General features: G+C 69.5%; 25 protein-coding genes and 1 pseudogene. 18 read left to right on the forward strand and 8 right to left on the reverse strand.

Annotation, left to right across the window (positions count from 1 at the left end; translation table 11 throughout):
• Positions 1-108: 108 nt before the first annotated feature.
• Together PUR53_RS41080 and PUR53_RS41085 are read right to left on the reverse strand one after the other, a co-directional pair.
• Positions 109-648 (reverse strand): GNAT family N-acetyltransferase, encoded by a 540-nt coding sequence (locus PUR53_RS41080; protein WP_443080422.1) that lies wholly within the window; start codon positions 646-648, stop codon positions 109-111.
• Positions 633-1,931 carry an XRE family transcriptional regulator gene (locus tag PUR53_RS41085; protein WP_329911975.1) on the reverse strand — a complete coding sequence of 433 codons (1,299 nt, stop codon included), beginning with the start codon at positions 1,929-1,931 and terminating at the stop codon, positions 633-635. Before PUR53_RS41085 ends, PUR53_RS41080 begins: the two co-directional genes overlap by 16 nt.
• Positions 1,932-2,128: 197 nt before the next feature.
• Here PUR53_RS41085 and PUR53_RS41090 point away from each other — a divergent pair, with 197 nt between their 5' ends.
• The 15 genes from PUR53_RS41090 to PUR53_RS41160 all read left to right on the forward strand — a co-directional run bounded on the left by PUR53_RS41090 (position 2,129) and on the right by PUR53_RS41160 (position 15,306).
• A complete protein-coding gene (locus tag PUR53_RS41090) occupies positions 2,129-2,533 on the forward strand; it encodes a hypothetical protein (protein WP_329911977.1) in 405 nt (134 codons plus the stop codon).
• Positions 2,530-2,751, forward strand: a complete 222-nt coding sequence (locus tag PUR53_RS41095) for a hypothetical protein (protein WP_329911978.1) — start codon at positions 2,530-2,532, stop codon at positions 2,749-2,751. The genes PUR53_RS41090 and PUR53_RS41095 overlap by 4 nt, the downstream gene beginning before the upstream one ends.
• A 140-nt stretch (positions 2,752-2,891) precedes the next feature.
• The gene (locus tag PUR53_RS41100; RefSeq protein ID WP_329911979.1) at positions 2,892-3,296 is read left to right on the forward strand and encodes a DUF6415 family natural product biosynthesis protein; all 405 of its coding nucleotides are present in this window, start codon (positions 2,892-2,894) and stop codon (positions 3,294-3,296) included.
• 68 nt (positions 3,297-3,364) lie between these two features.
• Positions 3,365-4,033, forward strand: coding sequence for a hypothetical protein (locus PUR53_RS41105; RefSeq protein ID WP_329911980.1), 669 nt, complete (start codon positions 3,365-3,367; stop codon positions 4,031-4,033).
• A 396-nt stretch (positions 4,034-4,429) separates the two neighbouring features.
• Positions 4,430-5,293 carry a radical SAM protein gene (locus PUR53_RS41110; protein ID WP_329911981.1) on the forward strand — a complete coding sequence of 288 codons (864 nt, stop codon included), beginning with the start codon at positions 4,430-4,432 and terminating at the stop codon, positions 5,291-5,293.
• A gap of 20 nt (positions 5,294-5,313) precedes the next feature.
• Entirely contained in the window at positions 5,314-6,453 is a 1,140-nt protein-coding gene (locus PUR53_RS41115; protein ID WP_329911982.1) for a protein-L-isoaspartate O-methyltransferase family protein, read from the forward strand.
• 1,088 nt (positions 6,454-7,541) lie between these two features.
• A complete protein-coding gene (locus PUR53_RS41120; RefSeq protein WP_329911983.1) occupies positions 7,542-7,820 on the forward strand; it encodes a helix-turn-helix transcriptional regulator in 279 nt (92 codons plus the stop codon).
• Positions 7,821-8,012: 192 nt separating this feature from the next.
• Entirely contained in the window at positions 8,013-9,134 is a 1,122-nt protein-coding gene (locus PUR53_RS41125) for a tyrosine-type recombinase/integrase (protein WP_443080423.1), read from the forward strand.
• Positions 9,135-9,213: 79 nt separating this feature from the next.
• A complete protein-coding gene (locus tag PUR53_RS41130) occupies positions 9,214-9,969 on the forward strand; it encodes a HipA family kinase (RefSeq protein WP_329911984.1) in 756 nt (251 codons plus the stop codon).
• The gene (locus PUR53_RS41135) at positions 9,966-10,376 is read left to right on the forward strand and encodes a DUF3037 domain-containing protein (RefSeq protein ID WP_329901112.1); all 411 of its coding nucleotides are present in this window, start codon (positions 9,966-9,968) and stop codon (positions 10,374-10,376) included. The genes PUR53_RS41130 and PUR53_RS41135 overlap by 4 nt, the downstream gene beginning before the upstream one ends.
• Positions 10,377-10,522: 146 nt before the next feature.
• Positions 10,523-11,284, forward strand: coding sequence for a 3-oxoacyl-ACP reductase FabG (gene fabG, locus PUR53_RS41140; RefSeq protein ID WP_329901113.1), 762 nt, complete (start codon positions 10,523-10,525; stop codon positions 11,282-11,284).
• A gap of 12 nt (positions 11,285-11,296) precedes the next feature.
• Positions 11,297-12,064, forward strand: a complete 768-nt coding sequence (locus tag PUR53_RS41145; protein WP_239752306.1) for an SDR family oxidoreductase — start codon at positions 11,297-11,299, stop codon at positions 12,062-12,064.
• A 187-nt stretch (positions 12,065-12,251) separates the two neighbouring features.
• Positions 12,252-13,832, forward strand: a complete 1,581-nt coding sequence (locus PUR53_RS41150) for an ABC transporter substrate-binding protein (protein ID WP_329911985.1) — start codon at positions 12,252-12,254, stop codon at positions 13,830-13,832.
• Between the two features lie 132 nt (positions 13,833-13,964).
• Positions 13,965-14,648, forward strand: coding sequence for a uracil-DNA glycosylase (locus tag PUR53_RS41155; RefSeq protein WP_329901115.1), 684 nt, complete (start codon positions 13,965-13,967; stop codon positions 14,646-14,648).
• Between the two features lie 136 nt (positions 14,649-14,784).
• The gene (locus PUR53_RS41160; protein WP_329901116.1) at positions 14,785-15,306 is read left to right on the forward strand and encodes a hypothetical protein; all 522 of its coding nucleotides are present in this window, start codon (positions 14,785-14,787) and stop codon (positions 15,304-15,306) included.
• Positions 15,307-15,348: 42 nt separating this feature from the next.
• On the opposite strand, the gene PUR53_RS41165 is transcribed toward PUR53_RS41160, so the two are convergent.
• The gene (locus PUR53_RS41165; RefSeq protein WP_329911986.1) at positions 15,349-15,852 is read right to left on the reverse strand and encodes a hypothetical protein; all 504 of its coding nucleotides are present in this window, start codon (positions 15,850-15,852) and stop codon (positions 15,349-15,351) included.
• 159 nt (positions 15,853-16,011) lie between these two features.
• Positions 16,012-16,524, reverse strand: a complete 513-nt coding sequence (locus tag PUR53_RS41170; RefSeq protein WP_329911987.1) for a DinB family protein — start codon at positions 16,522-16,524, stop codon at positions 16,012-16,014.
• Positions 16,525-16,597: 73 nt separating this feature from the next.
• Here PUR53_RS41170 and PUR53_RS41175 point away from each other — a divergent pair, with 73 nt between their 5' ends.
• Positions 16,598-17,506 carry a Gfo/Idh/MocA family protein gene (locus PUR53_RS41175; RefSeq protein WP_329901119.1) on the forward strand — a complete coding sequence of 303 codons (909 nt, stop codon included), beginning with the start codon at positions 16,598-16,600 and terminating at the stop codon, positions 17,504-17,506.
• On the opposite strand, the gene lnt is transcribed toward PUR53_RS41175, so the two are convergent.
• Both lnt and PUR53_RS41185 read right to left on the reverse strand, forming a co-directional pair.
• Positions 17,427-19,061, reverse strand: a complete 1,635-nt coding sequence (gene lnt / locus PUR53_RS41180) for an apolipoprotein N-acyltransferase (protein ID WP_329911988.1) — start codon at positions 19,059-19,061, stop codon at positions 17,427-17,429. The genes PUR53_RS41175 and lnt overlap by 80 nt on opposite strands.
• 218 nt (positions 19,062-19,279) lie before the next feature.
• On the reverse strand, positions 19,280-19,774 hold the full coding sequence (locus PUR53_RS41185) for a nuclear transport factor 2 family protein (protein WP_329901121.1): 495 nt from the start codon (positions 19,772-19,774) through the stop codon (positions 19,280-19,282).
• A 159-nt stretch (positions 19,775-19,933) separates the two neighbouring features.
• On the opposite strand from PUR53_RS41185, the pseudogene PUR53_RS41190 reads away from it, so the two are divergent.
• A pseudogene (locus tag PUR53_RS41190) lies at positions 19,934-20,104 on the forward strand (DUF4291 family protein); the annotation flags it as partial.
• Between the two features lie 74 nt (positions 20,105-20,178).
• Here PUR53_RS41190 and PUR53_RS41195 read toward each other — a convergent pair.
• Positions 20,179-20,772, reverse strand: coding sequence for a DUF4291 domain-containing protein (locus tag PUR53_RS41195; RefSeq protein WP_329901122.1), 594 nt, complete (start codon positions 20,770-20,772; stop codon positions 20,179-20,181).
• Positions 20,773-20,992: 220 nt separating this feature from the next.
• Entirely contained in the window at positions 20,993-21,547 is a 555-nt protein-coding gene (locus PUR53_RS41200) for a DUF3885 domain-containing protein (RefSeq protein ID WP_329911989.1), read from the reverse strand.
• Between PUR53_RS41200 and PUR53_RS41205 the strand changes: the two genes are divergently transcribed.
• Positions 21,546-22,313 (forward strand): transposase, encoded by a 768-nt coding sequence (locus PUR53_RS41205; RefSeq protein WP_329911990.1) that lies wholly within the window; start codon positions 21,546-21,548, stop codon positions 22,311-22,313. The genes PUR53_RS41200 and PUR53_RS41205 overlap by 2 nt on opposite strands.
• Positions 22,314-22,510: the final 197 nt, after the last annotated feature.

A 22,510-nucleotide genomic window follows, 5' to 3' on the forward strand; every position in this document is an offset into this window, starting at 1 on the left:
CAGCATGATCGAAGGAAAGCGAGCCGACTCAGCCCGACGCCGGAAGCGCCGGTACGGCTACGGCCCGCCCCGGCTGGGGAGCGGGCCGTTGTAGTGCTCGGGGGAATCTCAGGCGGGGCGCAGTTCGCGGAGCATGACGGCAAAGTTCGGGGAGTCTGGGAAGGGCTGGCGGTTGCCGATCTTCCGATAGGCCCATGCCTCGTAGAGAGCTTGCACCTTGGGGTGGTCGGGGTCGACGAGGAGGACAGCCAGGGCTTCCGGTCGGCCCTCGAGCAGGGCCGCGTGGAGCTGCTCGGCCGTGCCGGTCTTCCGCCACTTCGGGCGCACCATCAGCTCGGAAACGGAGAACGTGGAGGCGTCTGCTGGCGGCGTGTCCAGGTGCTCGCGCCACCACTCGCGGTCGGGGGTGGCCGGGGCGCCGTAGGCGAAGCCGACGGGTTCGGCGGCGTCGTACCCGATGACGCACGCGAAGCCGGGGTGCCCGCCCCAGTGGTCGACGAACCAGGGGAACCGCTGGTTGAACTCGTCTTCCATCTCGTCCGCGTACGCGTCCGCGTGCACATCGAGCAGGGTCTGCCTGATGTGCGGTAGGTCGTCGTGCCCGTAGCGGCGGAGTTCGACGGTGGACGTGGTCAAGGGGTGCTCCATTCGGTCCGGTAGCGGTCGATCCACTCGTGCGCGAGGTGCGCGGAGGGGGCGAGGGTGATCAGGTCGCGCTGGAAGTCCCCGAGGGCCTGACGCATCCGGCCAGGGATGGGGGCACCCGCCATGATGTCGAATACCTGGCCGCCGGTGGTGACGGCTTGCTCGACGTCGCCTTGTCGGAGCTGGGCTACGGCGAGGTGGACGGTGGCGTTTGCGCGGTTGCGGCGGTAGGCCTTGGGCAGGGCGGACAGTGCCCGGTGGGAGGCGGCCTCGGCTTCGGCGGAGCGGCCCACGACGTTGTGCACGATGGCAGTGATCGAGTGCAGCTCTGCGGGTCCGTAGAAGGACATCCAGGTGGGCAGCGGGGCCGACAGGTCGGCCTTGGCCATGGCGTCCTCGGCTCGGCCGAGGGAGCGCAGGGCCGCGCGGTGCTCCTTGGCGTGCGCGAGACCGATAGAGGCCCGGGCATGGGCGAGGGAGGCGTGCATGGGGCTGCGGCGGACGGCGGTCGTCGCCTGTGCGGCCTGCGCGGCACCGACCGCTTCGGCGTAGTCACCGCGCTGCCGGGCGAGCATGGCCCGAAGGTTCCACACCTGCATGGTCATGTCCGGGTCCTGGGCCATGCCGGCGAGGGTGAGCGCGCGGTCGAGGTGGCGGCCGGCGTTGTCGAGCTGCCCGGCGTCGATCATGGACCATGCGGCGGTTGCGGTGAAGTCTGAGGCGAGGGCGAAGAGGCGTCGCTGCACGCGCTGCGTTGTGGACTGCTTCTGGAGCCCGAGGGCTTCGGAAGCTCCCGCCAGAGCGGCCCGTTCGAGGGCGGTGTGTCCGCCGCGTACCGCGTCCAGTTCGACGAGGTTCTCCACGTTGTCCCGGAGCCGGATCACGTCGGAGGTGCCGACGCGGGACCGGCGGGAGCCTGCACTGGCGAAGGGTATGGCGACGCCGGCGGCGGTGCCGGTGGCCGCCCCGACGAAACGGCGGCGGTGCACTGAAGGGTCCTCCGGGTGAGCTGCTGGGGGCGGTGAGACGGTCTTGTCTTTCCTCCGAGGCACGAACCCCAGGCCTGTGATGGTGACGCCGGTGACGATCTCCAGTGCGGTGCGCTGGAGCGTCTGCGGCCATCGGTTCTCGCCGGACAGCCACCGCCACACGGTGCGTTCCGACGTGGCTCCGGGTTTGCTGGTGAGCTTGAGAATGGCCTCATTGACGGCGTCTGCCAGTTCTGCGGCCGACATCTCGTGAGCCTTGAGCCAGGCGGCCAAGGGGTCGTTTCGGGTCTCCGCCATGCCTTCACGGTAGAAGGTCGGGACCAGCCCCCAGGGTAAAGGGCGAGTCAATTCGTCAGTCAGGGCAGCCGTAGCTCGGCCAACTTCGTCATACACGACGCATGGTGACGATGGGTTAGCTGTTGTGTACGGCCCCGCTCAACTTCCCACTCCCACAAGGGGAACGAGCGGGCACCGAGACGACGAAGAGGCCCACCATGATCCAAACCCCGAAACAGAGGACCGCACCCGCCGGCCCGGACACGAAAGCCGCAGTTCTGTACGTGTGCGCCGAGCCGGGAACGTACGCCCCCGGCCTGGCCGCCAAGAGAGCGGAAGAGGAGGGCCGCGCCCTGGCGGAGGCGCGCGGCCTGCGGGTCGCGGAGGTCATCAGCGACCCGTTCGGGGAGCCCGACCCTCAGTGCCGCGAGGGCTGGATGCGCGTGCGGGAGCTGGCGGAGACCGCCGCGGTCGCAGTGGTGATCGTCCGGTGGCCCTCGGCCATCGCCCCCGACGCCGCACACGACCTGCGGCACCGCGAGGTCCAGTGGCTCCAGGACCACGGCGTACAGGTGCGCTACTCCTGGGAGCCGTTGCGGACGAGCGGCGGTGAGAGCAGGTGAAGACCACCGACCTCCAGCATCGTGATCACCCCTGGCTCGGCCGGACCGTCGAGGACACCGCGACCGGCCGCCGGGGACGTCTGCGAGCCGTTGCCCCGGACGGCGAGGAGCCAACGCCCGTGGCCTGGCTGCTGCCGGAGGGCGGGGGCAGAGAGTGGACGACCCCCTTGAGCAGGCTCGCCAATCCGGAGCCGATCACGCCGGACAACTCCCCGTGAGGGAGCGGTGAACGGCGCGCTCGCCGCCACCCCATAGACCGGCGTCGGCCGCGTGTGGTCCTCCCCAGGGCGCGCGGCCGACGCCCCCTGCCACTGCGAGAGACACATGCCCGAACTCCTCATCCCCCCAGAGGTTTCCGATGGTCGCAGCAACCGCCGACGCTGACATCGTCGCCTCGCTCCCCAACCTTCGGTGGCGCAATGATCACGAGACCCTCGCAGCAGCCCGGGCCGCGCTCCTCCGCTCCTTGGCCCGCGAGTTCGTCGATCAGCAGATGTTCGAGGACTTGGAGGCCGTGCTCGGCGAGCACGCGCACCCCACCCCCCGCCAAGCCGCCGCCATCGCACGGCGGTTCGAGGAAGCGACCGCGAAGCTGGTCCAGTACGTGCCGCACCTCGTGACGCCGTACCCCGTCGACGAAATCACGCGCCTGGTCATCCTGAGCGCCGAGCATCCCCGCCCGGAGTACGCCGACGGCCACCTCCGCCGCTTCGCCCTGGCCGTGCTCACGCTCATCGACCTGATGGGAGATGCCCTCTCGTGACACGCCCTCCCCCTCGGCGCACTCAGCCAGCCCTTCCACTCCCACAACCCGGTCACCGCGAGAGAGACATGCCCGAACAACTCACGTACAAAGGCCTCCCCGTCCCTGAGATCGCCGCGTGGACCGGCGAGCGCCTGCCGCAGCCGCACATCGTGCAGGCATCCGACGGCATCGCCTTCGAGGACGCGATCGGCGCGAACGGAAACGCCCAGGGCCGTGACAAGGCCGGGGCACTGTGGAAGCGGTGGGCGTTGCGGCGGGGCGTGGGGGAGGCCCTGTTCGATGTCGTGCACGCTCCCCGGCAGAAGCGCGCGATGCGGCTGTTCCTGTGCCAGGTGTGCAACCGCCCTTCGGACGTGAACGAGCAGGGCCGGCTCTGGCTGCTGGAGGACTACCGGGGCGTGGAGGGTTGGCCTGAGCGCGAGGTCACGACGCATCCGCCGCTGTGCCGCGCGCACGCCTCTGTAGCCGCGCGCCTGTGCCCGCACCTGCGCGACAACGTCGTGGCCGTCCGTGCCAAAACGGCCGTCGTCGATGGCGTGTACGGCAGTCTCTACAAGCGCGGGACGGGGCCTCTGCCTGTCCTGGCCGCGAACAAGACGGTGGTGTTCAACGGCGACTGGCGTATGAGGTGGATGGTAGGCAGTCAATTGGCCGCCACCCTTACGGACGTAACAGTCGTGGACCTGGACGAGCTGCAAGCCGGCTCGACCGTGCGAGAGGCGGCGAGCGCGTGATGGCGCCGAGCCATTTGCCCGTCGTGGTCCGGCGGTACGGGGGCGTAGCTCCCCTCGTGATCAGACACCTGGCGTTCGACCTCACCGTTCTGGCCAACTGGATGGCCACGGCCGCCATATCGCGCCTGTTGTCCGGGACCCTCGCCGTCGCGGAGGTCGCCGGCACTGCTCAGCTGTGGACTCCACGGAGGAGAGGCGCAGCAGCCCGCCCGTCGGCAGGAGGCTGACCCAGCCGGGCCGAAGACTCTGCCCGGTGCCCGGGTGCCGTCCGGCCCCGGCCATCGGGCAGGCAAGAACCCTGGAGCGAGGGGGAGACCCCCGCTGTGATCTCTCACGACACACATCCCGCTCCTCGCGCCGGGCCCACTGGAAGTCTCTACCTACGAAGGAGACGCAATGACGATCGCGCCCGAGGCTCCCGCACGAGCGACGGTTCCGGAATTCCTCGAGTTGGAGCTCACCCAGCGCTGCCAGCTCACTTGTCCCTCGCTGTGCTACGCCAAGGCTGGCCCCACCGAGGGGCACGGCGAGATGACCGGCGACGACTGGAAGCGGCTCATCAGCGAGGCGGCCGCCATCGGGGTCAAGAAGGTGCAGTTCATCGGCGGTGAACCGACGATGCACCCCGACTTCGAGGCCCTCGTGCACCGCGCCCTGGCCGAAGGCCTCGGCGTCCAGGTCTACAGCAACCTGTACCGAGTGAAGCACGAGCACTGGGAGCTGTTCCAGCACCCGAAGGTGTCCCTGGCCACCTCGTACTACAGCGACGTGGCGGAGGAGCACGAGCGGGTGACCGCCCGGAGGGACTCACACGCGGCGACCCGCGCGAACATCGTCCAGGCCCTGGAGCGCGGCATCCCCTTGCAGGTCGGCATCGTCGAGGTGTTCGAAGGGCAGCGCACCGCGGAGGCCCGCGAAGAGCTGCTTGGGCTCGGCGTGCGTAGGGTGAACACGGACCGCGTTCGCAGCGTCGGCCGGGGCGAGGTCCACATCCCGAGCGTCGACGACTTGTGCGGTGGCTGCGCGGACGGGCGGGCTGCGGTCATGACCGACGGCACGGTGACCCCGTGCGTGCTGGGCCGGTTCCTCCAGACGGGAAACGCGAAGACCGATGGACTCGCTGAGGTGTTCGGCGGGCAGCGATGGGCGTTCACCGCGGCGAGCATCCCGCGTCGGACCGCGTCGTCGGACTGTACGCCGGCCGACTCCAACGACTGCGACCCGGCGAACACCGAGGCCTGCGACCCGGCGTACGACTGAGGAAAGGAAGGCCGCAAGCGATGGAATGGCTACCTCATGCCCAGCGCCTGGCACGCGAGGTCGTACGGCCGGAATCGCGCTGGTACTCCGCCGTGGCCACCGTGCCGCGACACACGTACGTCCCTCGGTGGTGGGAAGCGGACGGCGACGTCTGGATCCTGCGGGACGGCCAGAGCAACCCCGACGCCTGGCTGAAGAACGTCTACACGGACACGACACTGGTCACCCGCGTCGACACCTGTCACGCCGACGTCGCCAACATCGAAGGCATCGGTATCATCAGCGACGGCACGCCCACGTCCTCCTCGACGCTGCCCAGCCTCGTCGTCCGGATGTACCGGCACGCGATGATCGCCGACGACAATCAGATCCTGGTCACCACAGGCACCGGCTATGGGACCGCTCTCGCCTGCGCCCGGCTAGGCGGCGACCACGTCACGAGCGTCGACGTCGACGAGTGGCTGGTGAACATCGCCCAGGATCGGCTGAGTTTGATGGGCGAGCGCCCGCGCGTCGAGGTTTGCGACATCACTGGGCCACTGCCCGGCGAGTACGACCGGATCGTGGCCACGGTGTCCGTGCGGCGTGTGCCGGTGTCCTGGCTCCAGGCGCTCCGGAGGGGCGGGCGGTTCGTGACGACGCTCGCCGGCACGGGCCTGATCCTCACCGCGGACAAGACCGAGGACGGCGGCGCCGTCGGGCGTATCGAGTGGGACCGGGCGGGATTCATGCCCACCCGGCATGGCGCCGACTACGCGCACCCGGCGGACGACGTTTGGAGGGGAGCGATGAAGGGGGAGGGCGAAGCGACCTCCACCAGCCGGTACCCGCTGTTGTACCCCCCGGACGCCTGGGACGTCATGTCGATGCTCGCGCTGAACCTCCCCGGCATCGACTACCGGCACGCCCAGGACGGCGATACCCGCACGGTATGGCTGCTCCACCCGGACGGGTCATGGGCTCGCGCCACAGCGTCCGGGCTCCTCGACTCGCCCACAGTGCATCAGAGCGGCCCGAGGCGCCTGTGGGACGCGCTGGAGCGGATACGGCACCGGCTCAACCGCGAGGGCGCGTTGCCGGTCTACGGGGCGCAGGCCCGGGTCGACCCGGACGGCACTCTCACCCTCTCGCGCGGTGCGTGGTCGATGACCGTGAACTGACGGTCGTGTCCGAAAACGTTGCCCGGTTGTCCCGCCCGAGTTGTGACAGCCGACTTGGGCCTTCAGCGCATGGCAGCGGCCCGGCCTCCGGAGGGGGAGGAGGCCGGGCCGCTGCTGAGGGATGGAGTTTTGACCGCCAAAATCATCCCCTGGCCCTCGCGCAAACGTAGCTACGGAACTCAATGAAGCCAGCTGAATCCGGACCCTCAGCTCACGGCAGACGAGAAAGAGTCCGAACGGACTGGAACCTCCGCTGGGATCATGCCAACGTACAACGAGCTGGAAATTGCAGGCCAGTGAACCGTACGGGCTTCCGGGCCGACCGGATAGAGGTCGGCCAGCACGGCAGTCCAGACGAGCCGCATTGACTGGTCCGGGACTGTAGGCCGCGTCCAAGGAGGTAATCCCGTCGAGTCCCGCGATTCGGTTCGCTCGTTTCGCGGACATCGTTTCTTTCTCCTCGGCGCGCCGGAACGTCTGGACAGCTCAGGAGTTGAAGAACTACGACCTGTCGCGCTGTGGGCTGTTCGGCAAGGAATTGGCTGCAACGCGACTACTGCTGAAACCGATCGGTTCTCACACACCTTGCGACGCCCCCGGAGGCCGTAACGTGATACGTCGCTCGACCTGGCGGCGCTCGCGAATGGGTTGTGGCAGGCAACCACGACCGGCTCACTGACGATGGGATGGCAACCGTGGGCCCTTGCATTCGGGCCGTACCGGCTGGCCGACTGGCGCCGGCCATCGATTAGACCGGCGGTGGACCCTCTCGTGAGGGCGGAACATAGACGACGATCGCCGGTTGGCCAAACCGGCGATCGTCACGATCATCGAAGGCGTTCGCAGCGGCTGTGCTTGGCGGTGGAGCTGTTGCGGAACGCAGTCGTTAGTGCCGCAAGACGCAGGAGGTGATGAGCGGCCCCCGCCTGCGGCATCCCTGATTTGCAGCGCCAGTTTATTTCTCGCCACATCAGCAAGGGCGAAGGGTGTGGCCGAGATCCAGCTCTCGGCCACACCCGGGCCCGCTCCTTCCCCCATCCCACAGAGAACCTCCCATGCCTGCAGAACTGCTACCTGCCCTTACAACCGTGCCCGTTGTCACGGGCACGGCACGTACGGCGTTCCTCAATGTGAAGGACGCCGCCGAATATCTCGGTCTCTCACCGCACACGCTCTACGTCTGGCGGCACCGGCGGCAGGGACCGCCGAGCTTCCGTATGGGGCCTCGCGGTCGCGTTATGTACCGGAGGGAAGCCCTCTACGCCTGGATCCGCGAGCAGGAACAGGCCGACTCCCGTTCCAACAGCGCCCTGAACCCGGTGCTTGCGATTCCGGAGCAACGGGTCAGCCGTACCGCCAATACATGAGCCGCCAGAGATCGTGCAGCGAAATTCCCCCTCGACAAGGAGGCTGCCCTGGCCGGCTACATCGAAGACCGCTGGATCAAGAAGAAAAAGGACCCGATCACAGGGAAGAGGGAACGAACTGCCCGTTACGGCAAGGGGAAGCGGTACAAGGTCGCCGGCATCTCCGGGGTTCGGGACCGTTCCTTCGACACCTTGGAGGATGCCAAGGCGTGGCTTCGTCGGGCAGCTACCGATGAGGAACGCGGGGAGTTTGTGGACCCGCGCGATGGATCAATCACGCTGGCCGACTACATTGCGATGCACTGGGCGCCGGGTAGAGGCGGTGTGCCGAAGACCCAGGACAACCAGGAACGCCGAGCGCGCCTTCACATTGTTCCGCATCTGGGTGAACTCCCGCTGCGGAACATCACGGCGGCCGACCTTCGCGCCTACATAGCCAAGCTGGAGTCAACCGTTTCGTCGGTGGACTACCAGCGTGGCATTCTGTCCGAGCTTTCCTCCATCCTGGGGGCAGCAGTCGACGACAAGCGGCTTGCCCGGAACCCCATGCACGCGAAGTCCGTGCGGTGGCCCAAGGCGCCCCAGGAACGACGCGATGCGTGGCCGTTGGCTACCGCGCTTCGAGTCCGCGATCTCATCAGTCCGCGAAACAGGATCGCCGTCGTAGTGGGCCTGGGGTGCGGGCTCCGGCAAGGCGAGGTGTTCGGATTGAGCCCGGCGGACATCGACTACGCACGAGGCGTTCTCCACGTCCGACGCCAAGTTCAGGCGATCCACGGAAGGCTGTACTTCGCCCTGCCGAAGGGAAAGAGGACCCGAACCGTCGACATGCCCTCCTCGGTGGCCGAGGAGTTGAAGCGCCACGTCGCGGCGTTCCCGCCGGTGGAGGTCGAGCTTCCGTGGGGGAAGCCGGGAGGGCAAGGGAAGAAGTTCTCCCTGCTGCTCACTACCCGCTTCGGTAACGCCATCGCGGTGAACACGTGGAACACCTACACCTGGAAGCCCGCATTGGCCGAGGCCGGCGTCATCCCGCCGCGCGCCGAAGGGGCGAAGCCCTGGCAGTGGGCGGCGGCCCCGAAGGATGGCTTCCACGTGCTGAGGCACACCTACGCCTCGATCATGTTGGAGGCGGGAGAATCCGTAGTGACCGTGGCGCGGTGGCTTGGCCACTCTTCGCCGACGATCACCCTCGGTTACTATGCTCACTTCATGCCGGAAGCCGGACGCAAGGGCCGAACGGTCATTGACGGACTACTGGAGAGTCGGGGAGATCTGCATGACGGCCGAAACTCCCCAGATTCTCCCCAGGTCTGATGGCGGACGGTTCACGCTCTCCGACACCCCGGACGTCAACCGTGGATTGCAAGGTGAATGAAGTGGGTGGCCTGAGGAAATGCTGAGAAAGGTCGCCGTGACCCGCTACATCACCCCTCTGCGGGAGGGCGGCTCGCTGCCCGGTCTCGTCGAGGGGGACGACCGGGGGACGTACGTCCTGAAGTTTACCGGCGCGGGTCAGGGGCGCAAGACGCTGGTCGCGGAGGTGGTCTGCGGGGAGTTGGCGCGGCGGCTCGGACTGCGCGTGCCCGGTCTCGTGACCGTCGACCTCGATCCCGTCCTGGGCCTCGGCGAACCCGACGAACAGGTGCAGGAGCTGATCAAGTCCAGCGGCGGCACCAACCTGGGCATGGACTTCCTGACGCGGGCGATCGGCTTCGACCCGCTGGCCTTCGAGGTGAGCCCCGAGGAGGCCGGGCGGATCGTCTGGTTCGACGCGCTGATCAACAACGTCGACCGGTCCTGGCGCAACCCCAACCTGCTGATGTGGCACGGCGAGTTGTGGCTCATCGACCACGGCGCCACCATGATCTGGCACCACCACTGGCCCGGCGCCCGCGCCTCCGCCGCCAAGCCGTACGACGCCGCCGACCACGCCCTGGCCCGCTTCGGCCCCGATGTCGCGTCGGCCGCCGCCGAGTTCGCGCCCCTGGTGACCGAGGACCTGCTCGCCGAGGTGACCGCCGAGATCCCGGACGTCTGGCTGGCGGACGAGCCCGGCTTCGAGACGCCGGACGCGCTGCGGCGTGCGTACGCGCAGCCGTTGCTCGCCCGCGCCGTCGGCATCCACGAACGTATCGAGGGGATCAAGTGAGCGACCGCTTCCTGGGGACCGGCGCGACGGGGCGGGACGTCTACGAGTACGCGCTGCTGCGGATCGTGCCCCGCGTCGAGCGCGGCGAGTGCTTCAACGCGGGCGTGCTCGTCTACAGCCGCTCCCGGGCCCTGGTGGCGGCCCGTACCCACCTCGACGAGGCCAAGCTGCTCGCCCTCGACCCCGGGGCGGACGTGGCGGGCGTGCGCGCCGCGCTGCGCGCCGTGGAGGGCGTGTGCGCCGGGGGAGAGGCCGCCGGGCAGGCCGCCTCCGACGACGCCGGACGGCGGTTCCGGTGGCTCGTCGCGCCCCGGTCCACGGTCGTCCAGGCGGGACCCGTGCACACTGGGCTCACCGCGGATCCGGCGGCGGAGGCCGAGCGGCTGCTCGCCCTGCTGGTGAAGTGACCGACGGACGTCAGGGATCACACCTGGTGGAACGTTGACACCGGGTGCCAGGACTTCTAGCGTCACGTGTGCTGAAGGTACTAAGCGGTCGCTCACCAGATGGGCGCGCCGCAGGAGCCGCATCCCAAGGGCGAGGAGAACCAGCAATGTCCACCACTGAGCAGCGTGTCGCCGTGGTCACGGGTGGCGCGCGCGGCATCGGCGCCGCGACCGCCGTACGACTGGCCGCCGAGGGGCGGGCCGTCGCGGTGATCGACCTCGACGAGGCCGCCTGCAAGGACACCGTGGAGAAGATCACCGCCGCGGGCGGCAGGGCGCTCGCGGTCGGCTGCGACGTCTCCGACGAGGCCCAGGTCGAGGCCGCCGTCACCCGGATCGCCGAGGAGCTGGGCGCCCCGACGATCCTGGTGAACAACGCGGGCGTGCTCCGCGACAACCTGCTGTTCAAGATGAGCGCGACCGACTGGGACACGGTCATGAGCGTGCACCTGCGCGGCGCCTTCCTGATGGCCAAGGCGGTGCAGAAGTACATGGTCGAGGCCAAGTTCGGCCGGATCGTGAACCTGTCCTCGTCGTCCGCGCTCGGCAACCGGGGCCAGGTCAACTACTCCGCCGCCAAGGCCGGTCTGCAGGGCTTCACCAAGACCCTCGCCATCGAGCTCGGCAAGTTCGGCGTCACCGCCAACGCGGTCGCCCCCGGCTTCATCGTCACCGACATGACCGCCGCCACCGCCGCCCGCGTCGGCATGGGCTTCGAGGACTTCCAGGCCGCCGCGGCCACCCAGATCCCCGTGCAGCGCGTGGGCCGCCCGGAGGACATCGCCGGAGCCATCGCCTACTTCACGGGCGAGGACGCCGGATTCGTCTCCGGTCAGGTGCTGTACGTCGCTGGCGGACCGCTCAACTAAGGGATCCAGAACATGACTTCGGTGGAACTCCCCGAACTTTCGGGCAAGGTCGCGCTCATCACCGGCGCCAGCCGCGGCATCGGCTACGGCATCGCCGAGGCCCTCGTCGCACGCGGCGACCGGGTCTGCATCACCGGCCGCAACGAGGACGCGCTCAAGGAGGCCGTCGAGCAGCTCGGCGCCGACCGCGTCATCGGCGTCGCCGGCAAGGCCCACGACGAGGCCCACCAGGCCCTCGCCGTCGAGCGCACGATGGAGGCCTTCGGCCGCGTCGACTACCTGGTCAACAACGCCGGCACGAACCCGGTGTTCGGACCGATCGCCGACCTCGACCTGAACGTGGCCCGCAAGGTGTTCGAGACCAATGTCGTCTCCGCGCTCGGCTTCGCCCAGAGGACCTGGCACGCCTGGCAGAAGGACAACGGCGGCGCCATCGTCAACATCGCCTCCGTCGCCGGTGTCTCCGCGTCGCCGTTCATCGGCGCGTACGGCATCAGCAAGGCCGCCATGATCAACCTGACCGTCCAGCTGGCGCACGAGTACGCGCCCAAGGTGCGGGCCAACGCGATCGCGCCCGCCGTGGTGAAGACCAAGTTCGCCCAGGCCCTCTACGAGGGCCGGGAGGCCGAGGCGGCCGCGTCCTACCCGCTCGGGCGGCTCGGTGTGCCCTCCGACATCGGTGGCGCCGCCGCGTTCCTCACCTCCGAGCAGTCCGACTGGATCACCGGACAGACCCTCGTGGTCGACGGCGGCATCTTCCTCAACGCCGGGGTGGGCTGACAGAGTACGGACGGGCGCCGGTGCGCGATTCACCGAACATCTCCGGCGCCCGTCCGCACCCTCACGGGACCTCGACAACGCCGTCACACGCGGACTGACCAAGGGCTCCACCGGCCGGGCGGGATCGGCTCCGGGGCCTGCGGTATCGTTCGGCCACTCTTGGTACGGCATTTCGAGGAGCATGCACGTGTTCAACCGGAACCGATACTTGCCGCCACTCGCGGTGATCGCGTCCATATCCGTGGTGACCGGGTGCGGTGTGTTCTCCTCGGACGCCTCCGACGACGCGGACCCCATCGTCGTGGGGACGACCAGTACGCCGAGCACCCTGGACCCGGCCGCGGCCTGGGACAGCTCCTGGGAGCTGATGCGCAACGTCTTCCAGCCCCTGCTCGGCTACTCGCCCGGCGGGTCCGAGCCTGAGCCGGACGCCGCCGAGAGCTGCGAGTTCACGGACAGCTCCAGCACGGTCTACAGCTGCACGCTGCGCGAGGGCCTGAAGTTCTCCAACGGGCACGCGCTGGACGCCAAGGCCGTCAAGTACTCGTTCGACCGCATCAAGAAGATCAACGTCAACGGCGGCCCCGCCGGACTGCTGACCACTCTCTCCCGGGTGCAGACGAAGGGCGACCGCGAGGTCGTCTTCCACCTCAGCCAGCCCGACGCGACCTTCCCCCTGGTGCTCACCACGCCCGCGATGTCGATCGTGGACCCCGAGGAGTACCCCGCGGACAAGCTCCGCGAGGGTGGGGGCATCGTCGGCTCCGGGCCCTACAACCTCGCCTCCTACGAGGACGGCAAGACGGCCGAGCTGGTCCGCAACGACAACTACGAGGGCATCGCGGACCTCAAGAACTCCGCCGTCACCATCCAGTACTTCCAGCAGTCCGACGAGATGGTCAAGGCCCTCAAGAACAAGGACATCTCGGTGATCTACCGGGGTCTCGGCGCCTCGGACATCGTGGACATTCAGGCCAACCACGACGAGGAGGGGCTCCAGATCGTGGAGAACCCCACCACCGAGATCAGTTACCTGGTGTTCAACCCCAAGGACCCCTGGACGAAGAACCCCGCGGTCCGCAAGGCGGTCGCCCAGGTCCTCGACCGGCCGGCGCTCGCGCACAACATCTACAAGGACACCGTCGAGCCGCTGTACTCCATGATCCCCAGGGGTCTGGTGGGCCACACGACGGGCTTCTTCGACGACTACGGCAACCCCAGCGCGACCAAGGCGAAGTCCATCCTCACCGAGGCGGGCATCACCGAAACGGTTCCTCTCGAGCTCTGGTACACCACGGACCGGTACGGCTCCCAGACCAAGCCGGCCTTCGAGGAGCTGAAGCGGCAGCTGGAGGCGTCCGGACTCTTCAAGGTCACGCTGAAGAGCCGCCCCTGGAAGACCTACTCCGAGGGCTACCAGAACGGCGAGTACCCGGTCTTCGGACGTGGCTGGAACCCCGACTTCAACGACGCCGACAACTTCATCGCCCCCTTCGTGGGCGAGCAGAACGCGCTCGGCACCCCGTACAAGTCCCCCGAGATCACGGACAAGCTGCTCCCGGAGTCGCGCGCCGAGAGCGACCGCGGAGCCGTCGCCGAGGAGTTCGAGGAGGCCCAGCAGATCCTCGTGGACGACGCCCGCCTGATCCCGCTGTGGCAGGGCAAGGCGTACACGGCCGCGAACGAGGAGATCGCCGGCCTGGAGAACGTCATCGACCCCGCGACGATGATGACCATGTGGCAGCTGTCCTGGAAGACCAGCTGGTAATTCCCGGTGCCGGGCCCCGTTGTCAGTGGGCGCCTGTAGGTTCTGTGCTCTGACGGCGGCCGCGCCTCGCGCGGCTGCCCATGGCCGCGTGTTCCGTGGCCGTGAAGTGAGCGCACACCGGAGGAAGTTGACGTGACCGACATCGCCATGCTGCCCGAGTCCTGGCGCGGGGTCCTGGGGGACGAGCTGCAGCAGCCCTACTTCAAGGAACTCACCGAGTTCGTCGAGGAGGAGCGCGCCAAGGGTCCCGTCTACCCTCCCCGTGAGCAGGTCTTCGCCGCGCTCGACGCCACGCCGTACGAGAGCGTGAAGGTCCTCGTCCTCGGTCAGGACCCCTACCACGGCGAGGGCCAGGGCCACGGGCTGTGCTTCTCCGTGCGGCCCGGGGTGAAGACCCCGCCCTCGCTGCGGAACATCTACAAGGAGATGCAGGCCGAGCTGGGCACCCCCATCCCGGACAACGGCTATCTCATGCCGTGGGCCCAGCAGGGCGTGCTGCTGCTCAACGCGGTCCTCACGGTCCGCGCGGGCGAGGCCAACTCGCACAAGGGCAAGGGCTGGGAGAAGTTCACCGACGCCGTGATCCGCGCGGTCGCCGACCGGCCCGATCCGGCCGTCTTCGTGCTGTGGGGCAACTACGCGCAGAAGAAGCTCCCGCTGATCGACGAGGAGCGCCACGCGGTGGTGAAGGGCGCGCACCCCTCGCCGCTGTCGGCGAAGAAGTTCTTCGGCTCCCAGCCGTTCACCCAGATCAACGAGGCCGTCGCCCGGCAGGGCCACGAGGCGATCGACTGGACCATCCCCGACCTCGGCTGACGGGCCCGGCTGCTCGCCGTACGGCCGCCGGGGCGGCCCCGCGGTCGTACGGAGCGGCCTGACCGGGATCGCCCGTGCCTGCCGCTAGCGTCGGGAGGGACAGGCGGGTCACGGGCCGACGAGTGCGGAGGACGCGGTGGTGGAGCGACAGGAGCGGATGGCGCCGGACGCCGTGATGACCCGGATCGGGCAGGCGGTCATGCTGCACCACGGGGGTGACCGCGAGGAGGCCCGGGACCGTCTGCTGCGGCTGTGGGCGGAGATCGGGGAGGACGGTGCCCCGCTCCACCGCTGCACCCTGGCGCACTACATGGCCGACACCCAGGACGACCCCGACACCGAACTGGCCTGGGACCTCAGGGCGCTGTCGGCGGCCGACGAACTCTCCGACGGCCGTCCGACGAAGGACCGAGATGAGCTCGCGGCGCGGGCCTTCTACCCCGCGCTCCACCTCAACCTCGCCGCCGACTACGCCAGGCTGGGCCGCCACGACGCGGCCCGCAGCCATCTGCGGCTGGCCCGGGCAGCGCTGGCCACGCTGGGGGACGATGGCCACGGCGACGGCGTCCGCACCGCCCTGGCCCGCCTGGAGGCCCGGCTCGACGAGACGGGCCCCACCGGAGGGGAGACACCGGGGCCGCCACGACAGCGGCCCTAGGGGGTGCGGCTGGGGCGGGCCCGTTCGCGTGTCCGCCGGGGGTCAACGGCCGTAGACGTCCTTGCAGATGGCCGCCTGGGGGGTGTCCTTGCCCCAGCCGCCGTAGCGGTGGCCGAGTGCGCACACGTCGGCGTTCTTCGGCGGGGTCGTCGGGACGGACTTGGGCAGGGGCGGGATCTCGACGTGGGTGCGGGAACCGGGCGGCGGGTCGTGCCGCTCGCGGGGCGCCGGTCGCTCGTCGCGGGGTGGTGGGGGTGCGGCGGGGGTCGGGGCGGCGCCGGTGGCGGGCGGAGCGGACGGGGCGGGCCCCGGCTTCCGGGGCGCGCTCGGAGTGGGTTCCCTCGGCGGGCCGACCAGTCTCAGGGCCTCGCGCGCCGGGGCCTCCACGATCTGAGTCTCCGTGGTGCCGTCCGGTCGGGGCTCGGACGGCCGGGACGGGACGGGCGGCGCCTGCGACGGGGGCGGGTCATGCGCGGTCACGCAGCCGGTGAGAGCCGAGACGGCCACGGTGACCAGGAGCGTTGCGGTGGTGGTCGGTCGATGCACGCGCGCAACTCTGCTGTGTCCGTGCGGCTTTGGGGAGAGGACGGACGGATGATGCCCCCACATGGGTGACGCCCGCGGCACCCCGACGACGCCACGGGCCGCACTCTGGGGCGCCGATGCCGTGCGCGGGCGACTCGCCTCTCGTCGGGCTCGGGCCGGTCAGTACCCGGTGACCCCGTCGATCCGCTCCCGGAGCAGGTCCGCGTGACCGTTGTGCCGCGCGTACTCCTCGATCATGTGGGTGTAGAGCCACCGCAGGCTCGGTGCCTCGCCCGACCGCCGGTGCACGGCCTTGGCGACGTCGTCCAGGGCGAAGGCCCCGGCGTTGCGGCGGGCGACCGCGATCTCCGCCTGCCAGGTCCCGTACGCCTCCTCCCAGGTGTCCGCCTCGGTCGGATGGAACTCCCCGTCCGGGTCCGCCTCGCTGAAGTAGATCGGCCCCTGGTCGTCGTCCACGAGCACCTTGCGGAACCAGATGCGCTCGACCTCCGCCATGTGCCGGACGAGACCGAGGAGGGAGAGCTCGGAGGGCGGCACCGAGGCGGTCCGCAACTGGGCGTCGTCCAGGCCCTCGCACTTGAGCGCGAGCGTCTCCCGGTGGTAGTCGAGCCAGCCCTCCAACATGGCCCGTTCGTCGGCGGTGACGGAGGGTTCGGTGCGCAGTTCGGTCATGCCGGCCATCCTCGCAGCCCCCGTATGCTGCCGACGAGGCATTTCGACGGCACACCGTGGACGGGAGACCCCTGTGAAGGTCGGCTGCATCGGGCTCGGCGACATCGCGCGGAAGGCGTATCTGCCGGTGCTCGGCACCCAACCGGGGCTCGAACTCCATCTGCAGACGCGGACGCCCGCCACCCTCACCCGCGTCGCCGACAGCCTCCACCTCCCGCCCGGCCGGCGGCACACCGACCTCGACGCGCTGCTGGCCCAGGACCTCGACGCGGCCTTCGTGCACGCGCCCACCGTGGCCCACCCCGAGATCGTGGAACGCCTGCTGGAGGCGGGTGTGCCGACGTACGTCGACAAGCCGCTCGCGTACGAACTCGCCGACTCCGAACGGCTCGTACGGCTCGCGGAGGAGCGCGGCGTCGGGCTCGCCGTGGGATTCAACCGGCGGTACGCGCCCGGGTACACGCAGTGCGCCGACCATCCGCGCGAGCTGATCCTCATGCAGAAGAACCGCATCGGCCTGCCCGAGGTGCCGCGCACGATGGTCCTGGACGACTTCATCCATGTCGTGGACACCCTGCGGTTCCTGGTGCCGGGCGAGATCGAGGACGTGACCGTACGGGCCCGGACCGAGGACGGACTGCTGCACCACGTGGTGCTCCAGCTCTCCGGAGCCGGATTCACCGCGCTCGGTGTCATGAACCGGCTCAGTGGCTCGGCGGAGGAGATCCTGGAGGTCTCCGGCCAGGACACCAAGCGACAGGTCGTGAACCTCGCCGAGGTGATCGACCACAAGGGGCAGCCGTCGACGAGGCGGCGGGGCGACTGGGTGCCGGTGGCCCGCCAGCGCGGCATCGAGCAGGCCGTCCTCGCCTTCCTCGACGCGGTGCGCGCGGGCAGGGTGCTCAGCGCGCGGGACGCGCTGGCGACCCATGAGCTGTGCGAGCGGGTGGTCCGGGCGGTGGAGGACCGGTCCGCCGCCTGAGCCGTACGGCCCGTACGCCCTCGAAGGCGCCCCAGGCGAGCAGCGTCAGCAGCGCCGCGTCCACCGGCCAGTCCCCGAAGCGGACGTACGGCGTCGTGCCGCTCGCCAGCGGCACGACGTACACCGCTGTCGTCCTCTCGTCGGTGCCGAGCCGGGGGCCGACGCGCTCGCCGTCCGGGCCGTGGACCACCGAGACACCGGTGAGCGTCGCGTGGGCCATCGGGCGGCCGGTCTCGGCGGCCCGCAGCGCCGCCAGCGAGGCGTGCTGCTCGGGGGCCCAGCTCTGCTGGAACGTCGAGGTCGCCGACTGCGCGAGCAGCAACTCGGCGCCGTCCCGGGCGAGATGACGGCTCATGTCGGGGAACGCGGACTCGAAGCAGACCATGGGGCCGATCCGCAGCCCCTCCCCGGAGTCGAACACGACCTGCTCGGTGCCGCGCCTGCGGTCCTCACCGGCGGCCTCGCCGACGGAGGTGGCCCAGCCGAGCAGCGAGCGCATCGGGATGTACTCGCCGAAGGGGACCAGGCGCATCTTGTCGTAGCGGTCGCCGGTCGGGCCGTCGGGACCCACCAGCACCGAACTCTTGTAGATGCCGGGACGGTCGGAGCGGCGGGCGTCCACATTCACCAGGATGTTCGTGTCCGTCTCGCGGGCCAGCGCGGCGATCCGGTCGGAGAGGTCGGGGCGGTCGGCGAGGTCGTGACCGACGCTGCTCTCGCCCCACACGATCAGGTCGAGGTCCTGCCCGGCGAGCCGGCGGGTGAGCGCCTCCTCACGGTCGAACCGGTTGTCGGGGCCGTCGGTCACCCCGGGCTGCACGACGGCGATCCGCACCTCGCCCCGGATGTCGGGGCGCGGCGCCCACAGCCACACCGCCGACGTCGCGATGGCCGTCGCGACGAGACCGGCGAGCGCCGGCGCCCGCGACCGGCGCACGGCGACCAGCACGGTGACCGCGACGTTGACGGCCACCAGCAGGAAGCTGATCAGCCAGACCCCGCCGACCGAGGCCAGCCGCAGCGCGGGCTCCACCTGCCACTGGCTGGACCCCAGCAGGCCCCACGGCCCGCCGAGGCCCTGCCAGGAGCGGACGAGTTCGATCACCAGCCAGCCCGACGGCACCACCAGCAGCGCGGCGGCGACCCGGCCCGGCGACGGCGTCCCGGCCAGGAAACGGCGCACCAGCCAGGCCCAGGGTGCCCACAGCGCGCCCAGCAGGCCGGCGATGACGAAGGTGAACACATGGAGGTTCGGCAGCAGCCAGTGGTGCATGGCCAGCATGAACGCGCATCCGCCGAGCCAGCCGTCGTACATCGCCCGGCGGCCGGTCGGGGCCGTGCGGACCACGAGCATCCACGGCACCAGCGCCGCGCAGGCGAACCACCACAGGCCCGGCTCCGGGAACGCGAGCACGGGCAGGGCTCCGGCCACGACGAGGGCCGCTCGGCGCCGCCAGGGGGAGGCCGACCAGTCCTCCGTCCGCCGCCATGGGGTGGCCGACCAGTGCGCTGTCCGCCGCCGCCATGGGGAGGCCACCCAGTCCGCCGTCCGCATACAGCGCCTCCCTCCCCACCGGTGAGTCCTTCCAGTGTGCGCGCCGGGGACGATCTCCGACAGAGGGCCTGGGCCGGGGGTGGGGGTGGGGGTGGTACGCGGGGCGCGGGTCTGTGGGTGGTGGCGGCGGGGGCGTGGCCGTGGCGTCGGGGTGGTGCGCGGGGCGCGGGGGTGGTGACAGCGGGGGCGTGGCTGAGGGGTCGGAACGGGTGGTTCGGTCAGGCTGGGGAGGGGTGCTGGGTGGGGGTGAGGCCCTCGGGGGCCCGGCGCCATTTCTCCTGGACCACGACCTCGCGCAGGCGCCAGCCGTCCGGCGTGCGGACGAGGGCGAAGGCGTAGCGGCCGCCGCAGACGAAGTCGGGGGCGGTGGATCCCCCGTCGTGGCCGGCGAAGCGCATCGGGTTGATGTAGTCCGCCTGGACCCGGGCGGTGTCGCCGGTGTCCTGCTCCAGGAGTTCGAAGCGCACCCGGCGGTTGACGATGAGGTGCTGGCGCATGGGGAAGAGCTCCATGCTCCGCGCCAGCCACCCGGCGACCTGCCCGGCATCGCCCTCGATACCGCCGGCCGAGCGGTAGTCCGCGCGGCCCCGCGGTGCGAACAGGTCCCGGTACGCCGCCCAGTCGCCGTCGTCCACCGCCACCGCGTACTCGGTGATCAGGCCGTCGACGGCGAGCCGGTCCATCACGGTCGCGAGCTCCACACGCTGCGTCATCGGCTCAGTCTTGGGGCAGGACACGCGCCACGCCAAGGGGCGTGCGGGCGGATGGGGGATATTTCCGGGGCCGCAGAGCCGTCGGGCCCGTGACCGGCCGCGCGTCGGCCGTGGATATTCGGTGGCTCGGCGGCGTCGCCGTGACCGAACCTGGTGCCCGTGACTGAAAGTGAACGCCCCTCAGCGACCGAGCCCAGGTTCCGCGTCCGTGCCCGCCACACCCCCGACACGGTCACCGTCTACCAGGCGTACCGCCCGGAGATTGGCGGCCCAGCGGCCCGGGACGGCCGGTTCCCGGCCGCGTGGAAGCGGGACCGGATGACGTGGATCATCAAGCACCGTTCACAGACCTTTGCTGCCATGTGACCCGTGGGTGATCCTGGCGGCTGTGCCCGGAGTGCCGGTCAGGGACGCAGGTGGGCCAGGAGTTCTGCACTGGCGGGGTACTCCTGTTCCTGGGGGAGCAGTCGGGCAGCTGAGTCCAGTTCGCCGTCCCTGACGAGTGCGTGGATCTCGTGGGCGAGCGGGGTGACGTCGCTGATGGACACGATCCACTCGTCCGCGTAACGCGACGATGCCTCACCCGAGAGCCCCAGTTGCAGCGAGCGGTACGGCAGGGGACGCAGGTGCAGGTCGCGTTCGGGATCCCACTGGACACGGGCCGGTGCGCGCTTGAGGTCACGCTGCCAGGTGTCGCGATCGGGATGCAGTCCGCGGACGTAATGCGACAGGCAGGCATGGCGCAGCGCCCAGTCGAAGCCCTCGCGAGTGATCTCGAAGGCCAGGACGGTCTCCTGACTCTCCTTCATGCCCCAGCCGGAGCGGTACATCATCCACATGAAACTGGGTTTGATCCACGTCATGCGGTCAGGCTTCCACGCGGCGGGAAAACGGCCGTCGCGGATGGTGGGCAGTCCGATTTGAGGGGAGTACGCCTGGTAGACGGTGATCGTCGATGCCGTGTGAAGCGCGCGGATCCTGCGGTGCGGTTCTTCCATGGCGTACAGCGTGGAGTCGGCCAGGTCAGCAGGCCAGCGATTTTCGACCGCCGCTCGTTGCGACGGTGCACGTCGGACGCAGCATCGTGCGGGTTGTCGGGGGCTGTGCAGAGGAGTCGGTGACAGGTGAAAGGGTCTGTGAACGAGGCTTGACAAAGTCATCGAAAAGCGTTGACAGACTCATGCGCGTCGGTCGGGGAAGGGGGAGCCGCCGTGGGTTTCAGAGGCAGGCTGGGTGACTGGAGAGCCAGTTTGTGTGTCGGTCACGCACACGGTCGCGCTCCGCAGGCGTGGCGAGGATGACGTCTGCGCCGCCGTCGTAGGGATGGTGGATGCATCGAAGCTCCGTGTCGGTGAGGAAGACTTCGGCGAGTGCATCGTCCGCGACCGCTCGCAACAGCTCATCGACGCAGCCGCGTTCCCACGGGCGTCGGTCGATGTACAGACGTGTGTGGGTGTGAAAATCCGGGTCGGGGTCGTCCTGCTTCGACTCGGTCCACCAGCGGATGCCGTCAGGGTGCAGCATCTGTCGTGGCGTCGGGTAACCTGCGGGCCCGGTCGGTGTGTTCGACCAATCCATGGTCACCACGAACACGTCCGTGTCGGCGAACAACTCGTCGAGGATCGTGTTGTACCGGTCCAGCACGATCGCGTACTCGTCCTCGGACTCCGGGTAGCGCTTCGAGCCGGGAAGGCTGTGGAAACGCACCCAGCGATCCGCATACCTAGAGGTTGTCCCGTAACCGGTGGGGCGGTTGGTGCGTTGGCTGGGCATGGGTGGGGTGATCTCAGCGGATGATCCGAAGTGGATCGAGCCGTTCTCCGGGCTGACCGAGTCGCAGTTCACCAGGCTGGTCGCGTTGGTGCGGCGTCGCGGTGGTGACGTTCAGCGCGGCCGTCCCTGGCGGCTGCCGCTGGAGAACCGGGTGTTGCTGGTCGCTACGTACTGGCGCACGAACCTGACATTGCGGCAGATGGCCCCGTTGTTCGGGGTCTCGAAGTCTGCGGCCGACCGCATCCTCGATCACTTGGCGCCTTTGCTGGCCATCTCGCCGGCCCGCCGACCGCGCAAAGACACCGTCTACATCGTCGACGGGACTCTGGTGCCCACCCGTGATCGCAGCGTGGCCGCGTCCAGTAAGAACTATCGGTACTCGACGAACGTGCAGGTCGTGATCGATGCCAACAGCCGCTTGGTAGTGGCGATCGGCCTGCCGCTGCCCGGCAGCCGCAACGACTGCCGGGCTTTCACGGAGTCCGGCGTCGACCGGGCCTGCCGCGGCGCACCGACCATCGCCGACGGCGGATACCAGGGCACCGGCCTGCTCATCCCGCACCGCAAACGACGAGGTCAGACGCACCTCAGCCTGCAGCAGGAAGCGGAGAATGCCGTCCACCGACGGGCGCGAGCCCGGGTGGAACACGCCCTGTCGCGGTTGAAGAACTGGAAGATCCTGCGGGACTGCCGGCTCAAGGGCAACGGCATTCACCAGGCCATGCTGGGCATCGCCCGGCTCCACAACCTCTCCCTCGCCGGATAACTCACACCTCATACGGGACAACCTCTAGGCGCAATGCCGTTGCTTTTGCCGTGGGCGTAGGCTGGTTGGCAGTGGGTCCCGGGGGTGGTTGGGGTGGCTGCGAGTGCGTCTGACTTATCGGGTCTTGGTCTTCTGACCTGGGTGTATCCGCCGGGGTTGGTGGACCGGGTGGTGGCCGCATGCGGACGTTCAGAGCA

Source organism: Streptomyces sp. SP18BB07 (assembly GCF_036322545.1).
Lineage (GTDB): Bacteria > Actinomycetota > Actinomycetes > Streptomycetales > Streptomycetaceae > Streptomyces > Streptomyces deccanensis.